Origin of the sequence: Dactylosporangium sp. CA-052675, assembly GCF_050947935.1 — a bacterium.
Lineage (GTDB): Bacteria > Actinomycetota > Actinomycetes > Mycobacteriales > Micromonosporaceae > Dactylosporangium.
The window spans coordinates 9,237,380-9,252,641 of the sequence record NZ_CP192010.1 but is presented as its reverse complement, the minus strand read 5'-3'; the positions used below and the strand labels follow the sequence as shown (position 1 = coordinate 9,252,641).

Sequence of the window (15,262 nt, the reverse complement as noted above, 5' to 3'; positions counted from 1 at the left end):
ATCGCCCAGCGAAGGAGCGGCTTGTGCTCGTCCTGACCCGACGTCCCGGAGAAAGCGTGATGGTCGGCGACGACGTCGTCGTCACAGTGCTCGACGTGCGCGGCGACGTGGTGCGGCTGGGCATCAAGGCGCCCCGCAGCATCCAGGTCCACCGCGAAGAGGTGTACCGCGAGCTGCAGAAGGCCAACCGTGAAGCCGCCTCGCCGAGCGACGTGGCCGTGAAGGCCCTCAGCAAGATGCTGCGCACCGAGAAGTAAGCGAACAGCAACCGCCGGAACCCGGCCGCGAGCATCGCGGCCGGGTTTCGCCGTGTCCCCAGCCGTGCCCCGGCCGCGGCACGCGACCGCGATCCCGGCAGTTCGTATTGGGTTGTATCGCGTTCGCATGCCCGCACAGCCCGGCACGCCGGAGAATGGGCACATGTCCCTGGGCGACGCGCAACCGCGGACGCTGGACGCGCCCGACCGCCGGCTGCGGATCCTGCCGTTCCTCGCGGTCACCGCGCTCGCGTTCGCCGTCGCCCTGCTGCCGCCGAGCGTGCACCCCGTCGCCCTCGCGGCCGCGGCCGGTCTGGTGCTGGTGCTGGTGGCCCTGGTCGTGCTCGTGCCGTGGGGGCGGATGCCGATCCTGCTGGAGGCCCTTCCGCCGCTGGGGTACTTCGGCGTGGTCGTGCTGCTCAACGTCGGCAGCGACGGCGGCCCGACCGGCTACGCCCCGCTCGCCCTGCTGCCCGTGCTGTGGCTCGGGCTCTACCACGGCCGGCTCGCCACCGCGATCGGCGTCACCGCCATGGCGCTGGTGTTCCTCGTGCCCGCGCTGCTCGACAGCGACGTGCTGCGCGCCGAGTGGCGCCGGGGCGTGCTCGTCGTCGCCATCGGCATCATCGTGGCCACCGCGGCGCAGGTCCGGACCCGGCACGCCCGCGCGGCCGCCCGCCAGCTCATGCGGGCCACCCGCGACGCGCGCCGCGACCGCGACTTCAGCCAGGCCATCCTCGACTCGACCGGCTTCCTCGTGATGGCGGTGGACGCCGAGGGCACCGTCACCGCGTTCAACCGCCGCTGCGAGGAGCTGACCGGGCGGGACGCGTCCGAGGTGATCGGCCGGCCGTACCGCGACCTCGGCCTCTCCGTCGCCGAGGGCTCGCGACTGGACGCCGAGCTCGCCGGGATGGCCACCACGGGCTTCCCGCTCGCGGCCGAGCGCGACTGGATCGTCCCCGGTGGCCGGCGCCGCATCGCCTGGAGCACCGCGGCGGTCACCGACGACGAGGGCCGCTTCGCGCACGTCATCTGCACCGGCATCGACGTCACCGAGCAGCGGCGCACCGAGCGGCTCTTCGCCGACGTGCTCGCCGCCGCGACCGAGCAGGCCATCATCGGCGTGGACCGGGCCGGGACGGTGACCGTGTTCAACGCCGGGGCCGAGCGGATGCTGGGGTACCGCGCCGCCGACGTCGTGGGCACCGCCGGCCTCGCCCACTTCCACGCGCCCGGCGAGTTCGGCTCGCTCGAGGAGCTCTTCGCGCCGGCGCGGGCCGGCGACCTGGAGCCGCGCGAGTGCGTCTACCTGCGCCGCGACGGTTCCCGGGTGCCGGTGGCGCAGACGGTCAGCGTCATCCGCGACGAATGCGGCGACGTCGGCGGCTATCTCAGCGTGGCCCGCGACGTCACCCGCGAGCGGCGCACCGTCGAGGCGATGCGGCACGCCCTGGACCGCGAGCGCGACGCGACCGCGCGCCTGCGCGAGCTGGACAAGGTGCGGGCCGACCTCGTCGCGACCGTCTCGCACGAGCTGCGTACGCCGCTGACGAGCATCCTCGGCAATGTGGAGGTCCTCGTCGACGGCGACGCGGGCCCGGTCGGGCCGGCGCAGGCCCGGCTGCTGGGCGCGGTCGAGCGCAACGCGCGCCGCCTGCTCGCCCTGATCGAGGACCTGCTGATGCTCTCGCGCATCGAGGCCGGGGGCGTGAAGATCAACGCTGGTCCGGTGCAGATCGCGGCGGTGATCTCCGACGCCGTCGAGACGCTGCGGGCGACTCGCGGGCAACGGGACGTACACCTGGAGGTCGACCTGCCCGAGGACCCCCTGTTCGTGCTGGGCGACCGCGACCAGCTCGAACGCGTGGTCATCAATCTGCTCGACAACGCGCTGAAGTTCACCCCGGCCGGCGGCCACGCGCGCCTCGCCGCCGACCTCGACGGGGAGCAGGTGCGCCTGACCGTCTCCGACACCGGGATGGGGATCCCGGAGAACGAGATCGACCAGATCTTCGAGCAGTTCTTCCGGTCGAGCCGCTCGCACGAGCGGCAGAGCCAGGGGACCGGCCTGGGCCTGGCGATCACGAAGACGATCGTGGAGCGGCACGGCGGCCGGATCTGGGCGACGCCCGCGAACGGGCAGGGGACCGTGGTCACGTGCCTGCTGCCGCACCGCCCGACGCCGAACCAGGGCGCGACCCAGGCTCGTTCCGGGCCCGTCCTGGGGCCGCTCGCCACGCCTTGACGGCGGGCTCAGCCGACCAGCGGGGCCGGGCCGTGACGGGCCGGGCTCAGCCGACCAGCGGGGCCAGGCCGTGACGGGCCGGGCTCAGCCGACCAGCGGGGCCGGGCCGTGACGGGCCGGGCTCAGCCGAACAGCGTGACCGCGGCGACCAGCGTAATGCCGAGCAGGATGGCGCCCAGGCCGATGTCGAGCGTCGCCGCGCCACGGTCGCCCCGGGCGGTGCGTGCGGTGCGTGCGAACAGCTTCGCGATGGCCCTCATGTACGTCCCCCTCAACTCGGTGTGACTCAAGAATGACCGAATGTGAGCGGACGGGTCTGTCCAGCGGCGGCGCCGATGGCCGCCACCGTTCACCCGACAGGCCGGTGCGGGGTGGGTGTCGAGCAGGCGCAGGTGGGCAGTCAGCGGGCCATGGCGTCCCGGGCGCGTTTGCCGAAAGTCACCCCTGCGAGGGGTTGCGCGGCTCAGAATGGATTCGTGCCGAAGATCGACACTGGTCTGGCGGCGGTACTGCGGGCTCTGCTCCCGCTCGTACTCTGCGCGGCCTGGCTCGTGGGCGAACCCCCCATGACCATGCAGACCGCTCGATTCGCCATCGTGATCCCCGGACCGCCGACCGGGCAGCCCGCCGAGGCCGCCATGGACGGCGGGCGCTGCGCGGACCCGGCCGGGACCTGGCTGGGGATGCGCTGGCGCAGCGAGCTCAAGTGGCGCGTCAACGACAAGACGATCCCCGCCTACCTCGGCGACCGCACCGCCGTCGTGAACGCGTTGCGCAGCGCGGCCTACACGGTCGACACGGGGCGCAACGACTGCGGCCTGCCCCAGAACCTCGGGATCTCCGAGTCGTACGCGGGCAAGACCGACCGCACCGCGGGCGTCACCTCCACGGGCGGGTGCGGCCAGCGCGACGGCTACAACGCGGTCTCGTTCGGCCCGCTCAACCAGGGGCTGCTCGCGGTCACGTGCATCTGGTGGTACGGCGGCAAGGAGAACGGCCGCAGCGTCGAGGCCGACATCCTCATCGACGACACCGAGGGCCTGTTCTTCCTGAACACCCCGCCGTCGTGCAGCAACCGCTGGGACCTCGAGGGCACCATCACCCACGAGTTCGGCCACGCCTTCGGGCTCGGCCACGTCTCCTACGCCCAGCACGCGGCGCTCACCATGACCGACGGGCTGCCGGACTGCTCGACCGCGTACCGGGGCCTCGGCCTCGGCGACTACCTGGCGCTCAAGCAGCAGTACGGGACCAACTGAGCCGGCTCGTGTGGCGCGCGTTGCTCGTGGCGACCGCCGCCGTCGCACCGGTCGCGGTGTGCGACGGCGGCCCGGTCGCCCGCGTGGCCAACCTGGCGCTGCAGGCCGGCGCGGTCCTCGCCACCGCTGCCGGCGTGCGGCGCAACCGTCCCGCGGCGCGCCACGCCTGGCTGCTGCTGTGGGCCGCGCTCGCGCTCGTCTTCGCGGGCAACCTCGCCTGGACCGCGCAGGACCTGCTGCACCTGCCCCGGCCGCCGAGCCCGGTGCTGCTGGACTGGACCTTCTACGCGGCGTTCCTCAGCGGTACCGCCGGCCTCTTCCTCCTCGCCGGGCACGGCCGCGGGCACATGCCGTGGGAGTCGCTCATCGACGCCGTCATCGTCACCATCGGCGTGGCGATCCCCGTGTGGGCCTTCCTCGTCGAGCCCCGCGTGGTCGCGCTCGGCCTCGGCCCCGGCGAGCTCGCCGCGCGCCTGGTCTTCCCCGTCTGCGACCTGATCATCGTGGCGATGACGACTCGCCTGTGGTTCACCGCCGCGACGCGTTCGCCCGCCGCCGCGATGCTCACGATCGCGCAGTTCTGCCTGCTCGGCGCGGACATCCTGTTCTGGTCCCGGGCGAGCGAGGTGGCCGGCGCGCAGTTCAACCGGCCGGCCGCGGTCGCGTGGCTGGCCTGGTTCGCGCTGTGCGCCGCGGCCACGCTGCACCCGGCGATGCGCGACGTCGGGGGCAACGCGGAGGCGGCCCGGCACCGCAGCGGCACCCGGCGCCGGTTCGCGCTGCTGCTCGTGCTCTCGCTCGTCGGGCCGCTGGTGACCGCGCTCGGGCCCGGCGCCTCCGGGATCGGCGCGCGCGTCGTGGTGCCCGCGTTCGCCGGGCTGCTGGCGGTGCTGCTCGTGGTGCGCATGCAGCTCATCAACCGGCTCGCCGGCCGCCGCGCCGACGAGCTCGCCTTCCGGGCCACCCACGACCCGCTCACCGGGCTGGGCAATCGCGCACTGCTGCGTGAGCGACTGCGCGAGGCACCGGACGGCACACTGCTGCTGCTCGATCTCGACGGGTTCAAGCTCGTCAACGACACGTACGGACATCCGGCCGGCGACCGGCTCCTGGTGACCGTGGCCGAGCGGCTGCGGTCGGTCGTGGCGCCCGGGGACGTGCTCGTCCGGCTCGGCGGCGACGAGTTCGCGGTCATCACGCACGAGCCGGCGGTACCGTCGCGGATTCTCGCCGCGCTGCGGGAGCCCTATGCGCAGGACGGCCTCGAGCTCGCGATCACCACGAGCATCGGGGCGCTGCCGCTGCGCGGCTCGGCCGACCCGCTGCGCGACGCCGATCTCGCGCTCTACGCGGCCAAGGCCGCCGGGCGCAACCAGGTCGTGACGTTCGAGCCCGGGCTGCGGACGGCGACGCGGCTCTGCGACGCGCTGCGGCGCGCGTTCGCGGCGGGCGAGCTGACGGTGCGCTACGAGCGGATCGAAGCGGAGCCGGGCCTCTATGCGGCGCGGATCGGCTGGCCGCCGCACGGCGCTGCCACGCTCATGGCCGCGGCCGAGAGCGCCGGCCTCGTCATGCCGATCGGCGCGTGGCTGCTCGACCGCGCGTGCGCCGACGCGGCGGCGGGCGGGTTCAGCGTCGCGGTGCCGGTCTCCGTGCTGCAGCAGCGCGACCCGCAACTGTTCGGCACCGTCCTGGACACGCTGCGCCGTCACGGCCTGCCGCCGAGCGCGCTGACGCTCGTGCCGCAGGGCTCGGGAGCGCTCGAGCGCCTGCGCGCCGAGGGCGTCCGGGTGGGCCTGGCAACGGCCTGGCACCCGGCGGGGAACGAGGCCCGCAACGCCAGCTGACGATCTTTGAGGGGTCCCGCCCACCCCTGCACCGGAGATCGTTTGATGCTGCGTTCGCTCACGAAGTTCGTTCTCGCTCCGGCGCTGGCCCTTGCCGCGACCGCCACGACGCTCGTCGTGGCCGCTGCACCGGCCGACGCCGCCGTTGTCAGTGTTCGCGTCAAGGGCTCGCTCGCCGCTCGCAGTGGCGCCGCCAATTGGTTCGGCCAGACCCGGACCGTCAAGAACAAGCAGAAGGTCACGGTCACCTGCCGCGTGAGCGGACAGTACCTGCGCGGCAACGTGCGCAGGACCGCGCAGTGGGACCGCACCGCGATCGGCGACTACATCTCGCACGCGTACGTCTCCGGCAACCCGAAGCTCCCGGTCTGCGCCCCGCCCGCGGCCCCCGCCGCGCCGCCCGCCCCCGCCCCGGCCTCGCCGGTGGCCGCGGTGCCGATGGGCCCGACCGGCACCATGACCAACGAGCAGTTCCTGGCCGCCTCCATCCCCGCCGCCCAGGCGAGCCAGCGCGACACGAAGGTGCCCGCGTCGGTGACCCTGGCCCAGGCGATCCTCGAGTCGGGCTGGGGGCGCAGCTCGCTGTCGGCGAACGACAACAACTTCTTCGGCATGAAGTGCTTCAACAACGCCCCGGGCTCCTACGCGGCGGGCTGCAAGGCGTACTCCACGCAGGAGTGCAACGCCGCGGGCGCCTGCGTCACGACGGTGGCGACGTTCCGCACCTACCGCACGTCGGTGGACTCGTTCCGCGACCACGGGGCGAACCTCAAGTCGCTGGCCCGGTACGCGGCCGCGTTCAACTACACGACGAACCCGGACCAGTTCATCGCCGAGATCCACAAGGGTGGCTACGCTACGGACCCGCTGTACACGACGAAGGTCGTCGCGCTGATGACGAAGTACAACCTGTACCAGTACGACCTGAAGGTCTGACGCCACGGTCTCGGCGGCGGCGGCCGGCGCTCGGTACACCCGGGCTCCGGCCGCCGCCGTTTGTCGTTCCCGCCCTGCGCGGGTGCGTGTTGCCGTTCGTTGCGACGCGATCGAGCGTCGTGGTCGTTCGCCGGCCGCCGCGGGCCGGCCTCGGCCGCGGTGCGGGGGAGCGAGGCCGCGTGCGGTGGGCGGCGGGTGCCGCAACTGGCCGTACCGTTGCGGAAACTGGCTGGTGAAGTGCGGCTTCGCGAACCATGCGGATAGTAAACAAACTTCAACAAATCACGGTTCGACATTGTTCGATGGCGATCGCGTGGGACACACTGGGCGTTCCTGACCCGTCCGCCAGCGGGAGATGCCCATGTTTCGATTGCAGTTCAGGCCGCGGCCCGGAGTGCTCGCCATTGTGGCGGGGGCTTTGCTGCTCGTCGGTATCGGTACGGTGCCCGCGTGGGCGCAGCAGCAGCGGCAGGGGCCGCCGGACCCGACGATTCCGGCGAATGACCGTGCGCGGGGTCTCGTGTATGACGGGTTCAAGGTCGGTACGGGGCGCTGTAAGGGGTTGTTCGAGCTCAAGAACGTGGCGGGGGCGTGTACGCACGGGCCGGACGCGGCGTTCGCGGGCACGGATGTCACGCGGTCCGTGGCGCCGCTCGCGGAGTCGGGGAGTGCGGCGCGGGCCGCGGCCGCGGCGGGCGTCGTGTGTGACGGTGACGGGCAGTCCGGTAACCGGGTGCAGGTGCTCTACGTGCATGGTTCGGGCAACGCGGATCGGTACGGCCAGTATGTGGCCTCGATCCGGACCTGGACGCAGGGTGTGGACGACATCTACAGTGCCAGCGCGGCGCAGACCGGCGGGGTGCGGCACATCCGGTTCGTGACCGACGGCTCGTGCAACATCTCGGTCACCGACGTGGCCATCGACAACGGGTCGCTGTCGGACTTCGGCAACTCCGTCAACGCGATCAAGGCGCAGGGGTACAACCGCGCCGACCGCAAGTACCTCATGTACGTCGACGCCACGGCCCTGTGCGGTGTGGCGTACGTGACTTTGGACGACCGGCCCGGGCAGGACAATTACAACAACTCGGGGGCGAGTTTCAGCCGGGTGGACTCCGGGTGCTGGGGTTCGGGGCCGGCGGCGCACGAGCTGACGCACGCGATGGGTGCGGTGATGAGCAGTTCGCCGAACCACACCGCCTACGGGCACTGCACGGATGACTACGACATCATGTGCTACAACGACGGGCCGGGCACGGTGCTGCGGGTCGTGTGCGCCGACCAGGCCCAGGACAACCGGCTGGACTGCAACAAGGACGACTACTTCAACACCAACCCGCCGGCCGGGTCCTACCTGGCCACGCACTGGAACACGGCCAACAACCGGTTCCTGCTCACCACCGGCGGGTCGGGCGGGGGGTCGAAGACGGGCCCGGTGACGCTCGTGCAGCTCGGCAAGTGCGTGGACGTGAACAACTCGGGCACGGCCAACGGCACGAAGGTCCAGGTCTGGGGCTGCAACGGTACGGGCGCCCAGCAGTGGACCCTTCCGGGCGACGGCACCGTGCGGGCGCTCGGCAAGTGCCTCGACGTCACGTCGGCCGGCACCGGCAACGGCACGAAGCTGCAGCTGTGGGACTGCAACGGTACGGGCGCCCAGCAGTGGACGTACGTCTCCGGCACGCAGGCGCTGCGCAACCCGGCTTCGGGCCGCTGCCTCGACGACCCGAACAGCAGCACCGCCGACGGCACCCAGTTGCAGATCTGGGACTGCAACGCCACCAACGCCCAGCGGGTCACGATTCCCGCGTGACGCGATGACGGCCCGGCTCCAGGGGGAGGAGCCGGGCCGTCACGTTCAGGCGGCGTCGGCGGAGACCAGCAGGCCCTGGTTGACGGCGGCCATCAGCGCCTGCGAGCGGTTGTTCACGCGCAGCTTGCTGTAGAGGCGCGACACGTAGGTCTTCACGGTCGCCTCGGACACGGCCAGGCGCTGGGCGATCGTGGGCAGCGAGAGCCCGTCGCGCATCAGCGACAGCACCTCCTGCTCGCGCTGGCTGAGCAGGCCGGACTGGCCCCGGCGGCGCGACAGCGCGGAGGACAGCCCCGGCGCGGTGAACGAGTGCGGGGCGACCGCGGCGTGGCGGATCGCGGCGAGGACCGACGGGATCGGGGCGGCCTTGGTGACGTACGCCGAGAGGCCGGCGTCCAGCGCCCGGTACAGCAGGTTGTCGTCGCTGACCGCGCTGAGCAGCACCACGCCGAGGTCGGGGCTCGCGGCGCGCAGCCGGCGGGCCAGGGAGATGCCGTCGGTGTCGGCGAGCGAGGCGTCGATCGTCACGACGTTCGCGGCCGTCTCGGCCACGACGCGCTCGGCCTCGGCCGCGCTGCCGGCCTCGCCGACGAGGGTGATGTCGGGAACCGTGGCCACGACCCGGTTGAGACCGAGACGGAGAAGGACGTGTTCGTCGACGGCGACCAGTCGGATCGTCATCAAGGGGCTCCTAAGCGAGGGTGTGGCCTGGGCGGTTGACGTTGCCCGACCAGCGTCGCAGCGGGAGCATCGGTGCAGCTAGGGGCTGCACTGCAGCTGCGCTCGTCGGCACCCGTGCTGCAACGCCGGACAATCGGACACCGGCCGACACTCGTCCTCAACTAGGCTGATTCGCATGTCCGACGTGGTGACACGCGTTCGTGCGCTGTGCCTCGCGCTGGCGGGCGTGACCGAGCACGTCAGCCACGGCACGCCGCTGTTCAAGCGCGGGAAGCGGGCCTTCGTCCAGGTCTGGCCGGACGGGCATCACCAGAACCGGTTCCCGCACCTGTGGTGCGCCGCGCCCGAGGGCGTGCAGGAGCTGCTCATCGAGCAGGATCCGCGGACGTACTTCCGGCCGCCCTACGTCGGACACCGGGGCTGGGTGGGCGTCGTGCTCACCGATCCCGACTGGCAGGACGTGGAGGAGCGGATCGACTCGGCCTACGAGCGCGCCGGCTGAGCCTCAGCTGACGAGCGCGAGGCGCACCTGGTCGGCCGGCTTGGGCAGGGTGATGCGCATCGTGGTGCCGCCGCCCGGGGTCTCGTCGATGACGAGCGTGGCGTCGTGCGCCTCGACGATGCGCTGGCAGGTCGCCAGGCCGATGCCGGAGCCCTCGACGTCGGTGCGCAGCCGGGTGAACATCTCCAGCACCCGCGGGCGGTCCTGCGCCGCGATGCCGAGGCCGTTGTCGGCGATGTTCAGCGTCCAGCCCGTCTCCGACTCGTCGGCGGTGATCGAGATGCGGCAGTCGCGGTCGCGGTCGCGGAACTTCAGCGAGTTGCTCACCATGTTCTGGATCAGCACGCGCAGCTGGGTGGCGTCGCCGACGACGGTGGGCAGCGGGCCGACCTCGACCTCGGCCCGGGAGGCGGCGATCGCGGTGCCGACGTCCTCGACCACCTGGCGGGCGATCGCCTCGAGCGACACGTCGGTGAACGACGGCCGGCCGCCGAGGGAGGCGTGCGACAGGACGTCCTCGATCATGCGCCACATCCGCGTCGCCGAGGACAGCGCCCGGTCGACGCAGCGCTTGCCGTCGGGGTCGGCGGCGACCGCCGGGATCTCGGAGAGCATCGCCACGAAGCCGAGCACGCCGGTGAGCGGGTTCTTGAGGTCGTGGCTGACCTGGCCGGCGAAGTGCTGCAGCGAGGAGTTGGAGCGCTGCAGCTCGCGGCTCGTGCGGTGCACCTTGTCCAGGGCCTGCTCGAGCATCTGGCCGTGCCGGTGCAGCTCCATCACGTCCATGACCATCCTGGCCAGCTTGTCGAGGCCCTCGCGCTGCTTGGCGCTGAGGTCGTGCGGCTCGCTGTCGAACACGCACAGCGTGCCCAGCACGTGCCCGTCGCGGTCGCGCAGCTGGGCCGAGGCGTAGAAGCGCACGTCGTCGATCTCGCCGGTGACGAACGGGCTGTCGGCGAAGCGCGGGTCCTGCGTCGCGTCGCGCACGACCACCGTCTCGGGCTCGACCATGCTGATCGCGCACATGGAGTCCTCGCGGGAGCACGCGCTCGCCTCGAAGCCGAACGCGGCCATCTGGATCTGCTGGGACGCCGAGATGATGTTCACCACCGCGTTGGGCACGCCGCAGACGTACGCCGCCAGCTCCACCACCGAGGGCAGGTCGGGCAGCGGCGGGCCGCCGACGATGCCGTAGCCGGCCAGGGACTTGAGCCGCTCCGGCTCGTCGTCCGGGACCGGGAACGCCTTCGGCTTGATGAACGCGGAGGTGCCCATGGGCCCGACCATAGGCGGGCAAAGTTGCAGCCGGTCGCGAACGCGGGGTCAGCGGGTGGGAAGGGAGATCCGGACGGTGACTCCCGGCCGGTCGACCGACGTGACCATGCTGCCGCCGTGCCGCGCGGCGATCTCGCGGCCGAGCATGAGGGCCAGGGCGCCGGTGCGGTGCTCGTCGGGCTGCTCGGGGTGCGGGATGCGCATGGACAGCAGCCGCTCGGGGGTCAGCGCGGCGCTCGTCGCCGCCGACACGACCACGCACCAGCGCCCGCCGGCGCACGAGGCCTCGATCTCGGCCGCGCCCATGAGGGTCACGATCTGCACGGCGGTGTGGAACAGCTCGCGCAGCAGCACGCGATCGCCGAGGAGGTCCGGGCCTTCGGCGCAGCGCAGCGGTACACCCGGGAAATCCAGCAGCTCGCGGACCGGCAACGGGGCCCGGTCCAGCGGCGCCTCGGCCGTCTCCAGGCTGCTGAGCAGGAGCAGGTCGGCCACGATGACCTGCATGTGCTCGGCGTTGCGCCGGATCACGCCGATCGCGGACCGACGGTCCTCGGCGGTGAGCGGCAGCGCGTCGTCGGACGACTCGAGCAGCGTGGCGAACGTGATGATCGAGGTCAGCGGGGTGCGCAGCTCGTGCGAGGCGACCCGGATGAACTCCGTGCGCAGCTGGGCGAGGTCGGTGGCCGGTTCGTCGCCGGCCGGTTGGTCGTCCATCAGCACCCGCTCGGTCCTCCGGAAACGTTACAGGACATGTCATTACATTGCGTAGGATATGTGTGTACCGACAGTAAGCGACGCATGTCGCGTGCACTGCCGGCGAGGAGTGCTTTGCGAGGAGAGACCGACCGCCTGGTCGACACCGGACTCATCGAGGGTGCGGTGGTCGATCTGGTGGTGCGTGCGGCGAACGCGGCCACCGTGGTGGACGCGCAGCGGCTCGTGTCCGAGTTCCGCGGCTTCTCCGGTGTGCGCTCCGCCGACATCGTCCCGGCGGTGCTGCCGGTCCTCGGCGAGCTCGACCTGCTGGAGCGGCTGCCGGTCGGGCCCGCGCAGTGGGGCCAGGAGCTGCGGGTCGAGTTCAGCGCCGCGCCCGCCCGCGCCGAGCTGCTCCCCGCGGCCGCCGAGATCGCCGCCGCCGCCGACCGCGCGCTCGCCCGGCCCTGCCGCGCGGTGGCGCCGCCGCCGATGCACGGCTCGCCGCTGGCCTGGGCGATCACCGCCGGCGCCCGCGCGATGATCCTGGTCGTGGACCCGGCCCGCGGCTGGAGCGCGCTGTCGGAGTCGTTCACCACGGTGCTCGGCTACGACCGGCACCACCCGCCCGAGTTCCGGCTGCTCGACATCGTGCACCCCGACGACCGCCCCGCCGCCGTGGGCCTGTTCCTGGCCTGCTGCGCCGGGCGCACCCCCGAGCACGCGGTGGACCTGCGGGTGTGCACCGTCACCGGGCGCTTCCGCACCATCGAGGTCGGCGCGCGCAGCTTCGTCGAGGACACCGACGTCGGCGTCGTGGTCTTCTTCGGCCTCGACGTCACCGCCCAGCGCGACACCGAGCGCACCGTGCGCATCGAGCAGCAGCGGCTGGCCCGGCTGGTCGAGACGATGGACGACGGGCTGCTCATGCTCGACGACGAGGGCAACGTGAGCCTGGCCAACCGGGCCGCACACCGGCTGCTGGACACCGGTGTGCTCGACGTGAGCCCGGAGCACGACCCGGACGACGCCGAGCCATTGGACTGGTCCCAGGTCATCGCGCGCACCATCGCCCGGCTCGGCCCGTCCGCGGCCCGCGTCGACCGGCTGCGCGCCGGCTTCCGCGCGCGCCGCGCCGTGGTCGGCGAGGAGCTCGCGTTCGAGGACGGGCGGGTGCTGGAGCTGGATCTCGTGCCGGTCACGGGTCCGGCGGGCCCGGGCGGTACCGACGGCGGCACGCTCATCCACCTGCGCGACGTCACCGCCCGCGTGGCCATGCGCCGCGGCCTGGAGGAGCGCAGCCGGGGCCTGGAGGAGCGCAACCAGGCGCTGGTGGAGGCGACCGCGCTCAACAACGAGTTCATCGCCAGCGTCTCCCACGAGCTGCGCGGGCCCCTGTCGTCCGTGGTCGCGTTCTCGCACCTGCTCGGCGACAGCACGAGCGGGGAGCTGTCGGAGGACCAGCAGACGTACCTCTCCGTCATCGACCGCAACGCCAACCGCCTGCTGCGCCTCATCGAGGACCTGCTGCTGCTGTCCCGCCTGGAGGCGCGCACGCTGCAGCTCAAGCCGACGCCCACCCGGCTGCCGGAGCTGCTCGGCGTCGCCGTCACCGAGCGGATCCCCGCGGCCCGCGCGTCCGGCGTCGACCTGGTGCTCGAGTGCGAGGAGGGCCCGGACCTCGTCTGCGACGACACCCGCGTGCACCAGGTCGTGGACAACCTGGTCAGCAACGCCGTGAAGTTCACGCCCAGCGGGGGCCGCGTCACGGTGAAGGCCTGGCCCGGCGGGGACGGCGAGGGCTGGACCGTCTGCGTCGCCGACTCCGGGGTGGGCATCCCGGCCGCGGACCTGCCGCGGCTGTTCAGCGCGTTCTTCCGCGGTTCCAACGTGACCGCGGCGGTCGGGCGGCAGGTCATGCCCGGCACGGGACTCGGGCTGGTCGTCAGCCGGGCCATCGTCGAGTTACACGGCGGCAGCATCAGCGTCGCCAGCACTGAAGGGGTCGGCACGACGGTCACGCTGTCGTTGCCCACGCGACCGGCACGAAATGGGGGATGATCGTGAGCCGACTTCTCGTCGTCGAGGACGATCCGGATATCGCCATGGCACTGCGCCTGCTCCTGACGCGGGCGGGCCATCAGGTCGCGCACGCCAAGGACGGCCGGACCGGCCTGCGGGACGCGTACACCGAGCGCCCGGAGTTGGTGATCCTCGACATCGGCCTGCCGGGGATGGACGGCTGGCAGGTCCTGGAGCGGCTGCGCGACGTCAGTGACGTGCCGGTGCTGCTGCTCACCGCGCACGGCCAGGAGTCCGACAAGGTCCGCGGCCTGCGCGGCGGCGCCGACGACTACCTCACCAAGCCCTTCACCAACGCCGAGCTCGTCGCGCGGGTCGAGGCCCTGCTGCGCCGCAGCGCCGGGCCGGCGTCATGGGCCGACGAGGTGTACGACGACGGCGTCCTGCGCATCGACCCCGCCGCCCGGCGCACCTTCGTGGCCGGCGACGAGGTGCGCCTGACGCCGACCGAGTTCCGGCTGCTCAACGTGCTCGTCCGGCACGCCGGTGCGGTGCTGTCGCCCAACCAGCTGCTCGCCCAGGCCTGGGACGACCCGACGGGCATCGGCCCGGAGCGGGTGAAGTTCGCGGTGCTGCGGCTGCGGCGCAAGCTCGGCTGGACCGACCCGGACGCGTCGCCGATCGAGTCCGTGCGCGGGTTCGGGTACCGCTACCGCCGCCCCGTGATGGACCGGGCCGAGTAGACGTCGGGCGATTTGTCAGCAATTGCCAGGGCATACCGGGTGCGGCTCACGCGGCGAACCGAGCCGCACCCCGGCGGGAACGATCGCGGCGACCGGCCCGGGCGAACCTGAAATGGTCCCGCCCCGACTCGTCCACGAAATGAGTGCCTGATGATCGACCTCTCCGCCGACGGTCACGTCCACACCGCGTTCTCGTCCGGACGCGACAGCGTCTCCGTGCTCGTCGCCGCGGCCGAGCAGGCCGGGCTCACGGAGCTGACCTTCGCCGACCGGGTGGGGCCGGACACGAGCTGGCTGCCGCCGTACCTCTCCTCGATCCAGCGGGCCCAGCAGCGCACCGACGTGACGCTGCGCCGCGGGGTCGAGGTGGAGGCGATCGGCATCGACGGGTGGCTCGCCTTCCCGTCCGACCTCAGCGGGCTCGAGGTCATCTCGGTCGGGCTCAACCGGCTGCCGCTGCCGGCCGGGCTGCTCAGCCCCGACGCCGTGCGCACGCAGATCGACGCCGGCGCGATGCGGGCGCTGGACATCATCGACCAGGTCGTCACCGTCACCGGGCTGGCCGTCGAGCGGGTGTCGCGCTACGCGCCGACGCGCCTGGCCCGCCCGCTGGACTTCCTGACCCGCGCCGGGATCGAGGAGGCCGCGGTGCCGGACTCGGCCCTCGCCGAGCTGGTCGAGGCCTGCCGGGTCAACGGCACCGTGGTGGAGATCAGCGAGCGGCACCGGCTGCCCGGGCCGCGGCTGGTGCAGGCGTGCGCCGACGCCGGCGTGCGGCTCGTGGCGGCCAGCGACGCGGTGCGCGCCAGCGAGGTGGGCGGCTACCGCTACGTGCGTGAGATCGCCGCCGGCATCGTGCCCGCGACGGCGGCCGCCTGAGCCGAAACGGCTGCACAGAACCGCAGCTGAGCAGGGTGAACGGGCCCGCCGTCGATCGCTGGAAACCGGCTGATGGGGGCGGGTCCGGCATTTAGGATCAGAGT

General features: G+C 72.5%; 14 protein-coding genes. 10 read left to right on the top strand and 4 right to left on the bottom strand.

All coding sequences use genetic code 11. From position 1 onward, the window contains the following. Nucleotides 1-59: 59 nt before the first annotated feature. Together ACQP1P_RS41465 and ACQP1P_RS41460 are read left to right on the top strand one after the other, a co-directional pair. Nucleotides 60-257, top strand: coding sequence for a carbon storage regulator (locus tag ACQP1P_RS41465; RefSeq protein ID WP_433090333.1), 198 nt, complete (start codon nucleotides 60-62; stop codon nucleotides 255-257). 163 nt (nucleotides 258-420) lie between these two features. Beyond that, a complete protein-coding gene (locus ACQP1P_RS41460; protein ID WP_433079897.1) occupies nucleotides 421-2,505 on the top strand; it encodes an ATP-binding protein in 2,085 nt (694 codons plus the stop codon). Nucleotides 2,506-2,627: 122 nt separating this feature from the next. Here the strand turns inward: ACQP1P_RS41460 and ACQP1P_RS41455 are convergent, their stop codons facing one another. After that, the gene (locus ACQP1P_RS41455; RefSeq protein ID WP_433079895.1) at nucleotides 2,628-2,765 is read right to left on the bottom strand and encodes a hypothetical protein; all 138 of its coding nucleotides are present in this window, start codon (nucleotides 2,763-2,765) and stop codon (nucleotides 2,628-2,630) included. 216 nt (nucleotides 2,766-2,981) lie between these two features. On the opposite strand from ACQP1P_RS41455, the gene ACQP1P_RS41450 reads away from it, so the two are divergent. The 4 genes from ACQP1P_RS41450 to ACQP1P_RS41435 all read left to right on the top strand — a co-directional run bounded on the left by ACQP1P_RS41450 (nucleotide 2,982) and on the right by ACQP1P_RS41435 (nucleotide 8,360). After that, nucleotides 2,982-3,764, top strand: a complete 783-nt coding sequence (locus ACQP1P_RS41450) for a hypothetical protein (RefSeq protein WP_433079893.1) — start codon at nucleotides 2,982-2,984, stop codon at nucleotides 3,762-3,764. Nucleotides 3,765-3,772: 8 nt separating this feature from the next. Further along, complete coding sequence (locus tag ACQP1P_RS41445; RefSeq protein ID WP_433079891.1) at nucleotides 3,773-5,611, top strand: diguanylate cyclase domain-containing protein; 1,839 nt, start codon at nucleotides 3,773-3,775, stop codon at nucleotides 5,609-5,611. A gap of 45 nt (nucleotides 5,612-5,656) precedes the next feature. After that, on the top strand, nucleotides 5,657-6,547 hold the full coding sequence (gene gsmA, locus ACQP1P_RS41440) for a sporangiospore maturation cell wall hydrolase GsmA (protein ID WP_433079889.1): 891 nt from the start codon (nucleotides 5,657-5,659) through the stop codon (nucleotides 6,545-6,547). Between the two features lie 520 nt (nucleotides 6,548-7,067). Further along, on the top strand, nucleotides 7,068-8,360 hold the full coding sequence (locus tag ACQP1P_RS41435) for an RICIN domain-containing protein (RefSeq protein ID WP_433079887.1): 1,293 nt from the start codon (nucleotides 7,068-7,070) through the stop codon (nucleotides 8,358-8,360). Nucleotides 8,361-8,405: 45 nt separating this feature from the next. On the opposite strand, the gene ACQP1P_RS41430 is transcribed toward ACQP1P_RS41435, so the two are convergent. Beyond that, complete coding sequence (locus ACQP1P_RS41430; protein WP_433079885.1) at nucleotides 8,406-9,041, bottom strand: response regulator transcription factor; 636 nt, start codon at nucleotides 9,039-9,041, stop codon at nucleotides 8,406-8,408. A 175-nt stretch (nucleotides 9,042-9,216) separates the two neighbouring features. Between ACQP1P_RS41430 and ACQP1P_RS41425 the strand changes: the two genes are divergently transcribed. Continuing rightward, nucleotides 9,217-9,543 carry an MmcQ/YjbR family DNA-binding protein gene (locus ACQP1P_RS41425; protein WP_433079883.1) on the top strand — a complete coding sequence of 109 codons (327 nt, stop codon included), beginning with the start codon at nucleotides 9,217-9,219 and terminating at the stop codon, nucleotides 9,541-9,543. 3 nt (nucleotides 9,544-9,546) lie between these two features. On the opposite strand, the gene ACQP1P_RS41420 is transcribed toward ACQP1P_RS41425, so the two are convergent. Together ACQP1P_RS41420 and ACQP1P_RS41415 are read right to left on the bottom strand one after the other, a co-directional pair. After that, nucleotides 9,547-10,818, bottom strand: coding sequence for a sensor histidine kinase (locus ACQP1P_RS41420; RefSeq protein ID WP_433079881.1), 1,272 nt, complete (start codon nucleotides 10,816-10,818; stop codon nucleotides 9,547-9,549). Between the two features lie 48 nt (nucleotides 10,819-10,866). Beyond that, nucleotides 10,867-11,535 (bottom strand): sensor histidine kinase, encoded by a 669-nt coding sequence (locus ACQP1P_RS41415; RefSeq protein WP_433079880.1) that lies wholly within the window; start codon nucleotides 11,533-11,535, stop codon nucleotides 10,867-10,869. A 114-nt stretch (nucleotides 11,536-11,649) separates the two neighbouring features. Between ACQP1P_RS41415 and ACQP1P_RS41410 the strand changes: the two genes are divergently transcribed. The 3 genes from ACQP1P_RS41410 to ACQP1P_RS41400 all read left to right on the top strand — a co-directional run bounded on the left by ACQP1P_RS41410 (nucleotide 11,650) and on the right by ACQP1P_RS41400 (nucleotide 15,158). After that, nucleotides 11,650-13,575, top strand: a complete 1,926-nt coding sequence (locus ACQP1P_RS41410; RefSeq protein WP_433079878.1) for a PAS domain-containing sensor histidine kinase — start codon at nucleotides 11,650-11,652, stop codon at nucleotides 13,573-13,575. Next, nucleotides 13,572-14,279 carry a response regulator transcription factor gene (locus ACQP1P_RS41405; protein ID WP_246655778.1) on the top strand — a complete coding sequence of 236 codons (708 nt, stop codon included), beginning with the start codon at nucleotides 13,572-13,574 and terminating at the stop codon, nucleotides 14,277-14,279. The genes ACQP1P_RS41410 and ACQP1P_RS41405 overlap by 4 nt, the downstream gene beginning before the upstream one ends. A 150-nt stretch (nucleotides 14,280-14,429) precedes the next feature. Next, nucleotides 14,430-15,158: a hydrolase gene (locus tag ACQP1P_RS41400; protein ID WP_433079876.1), complete on the top strand. Its 729-nt coding sequence runs from the start codon at nucleotides 14,430-14,432 to the stop codon at nucleotides 15,156-15,158. Nucleotides 15,159-15,262 lie beyond the last annotated feature (104 nt).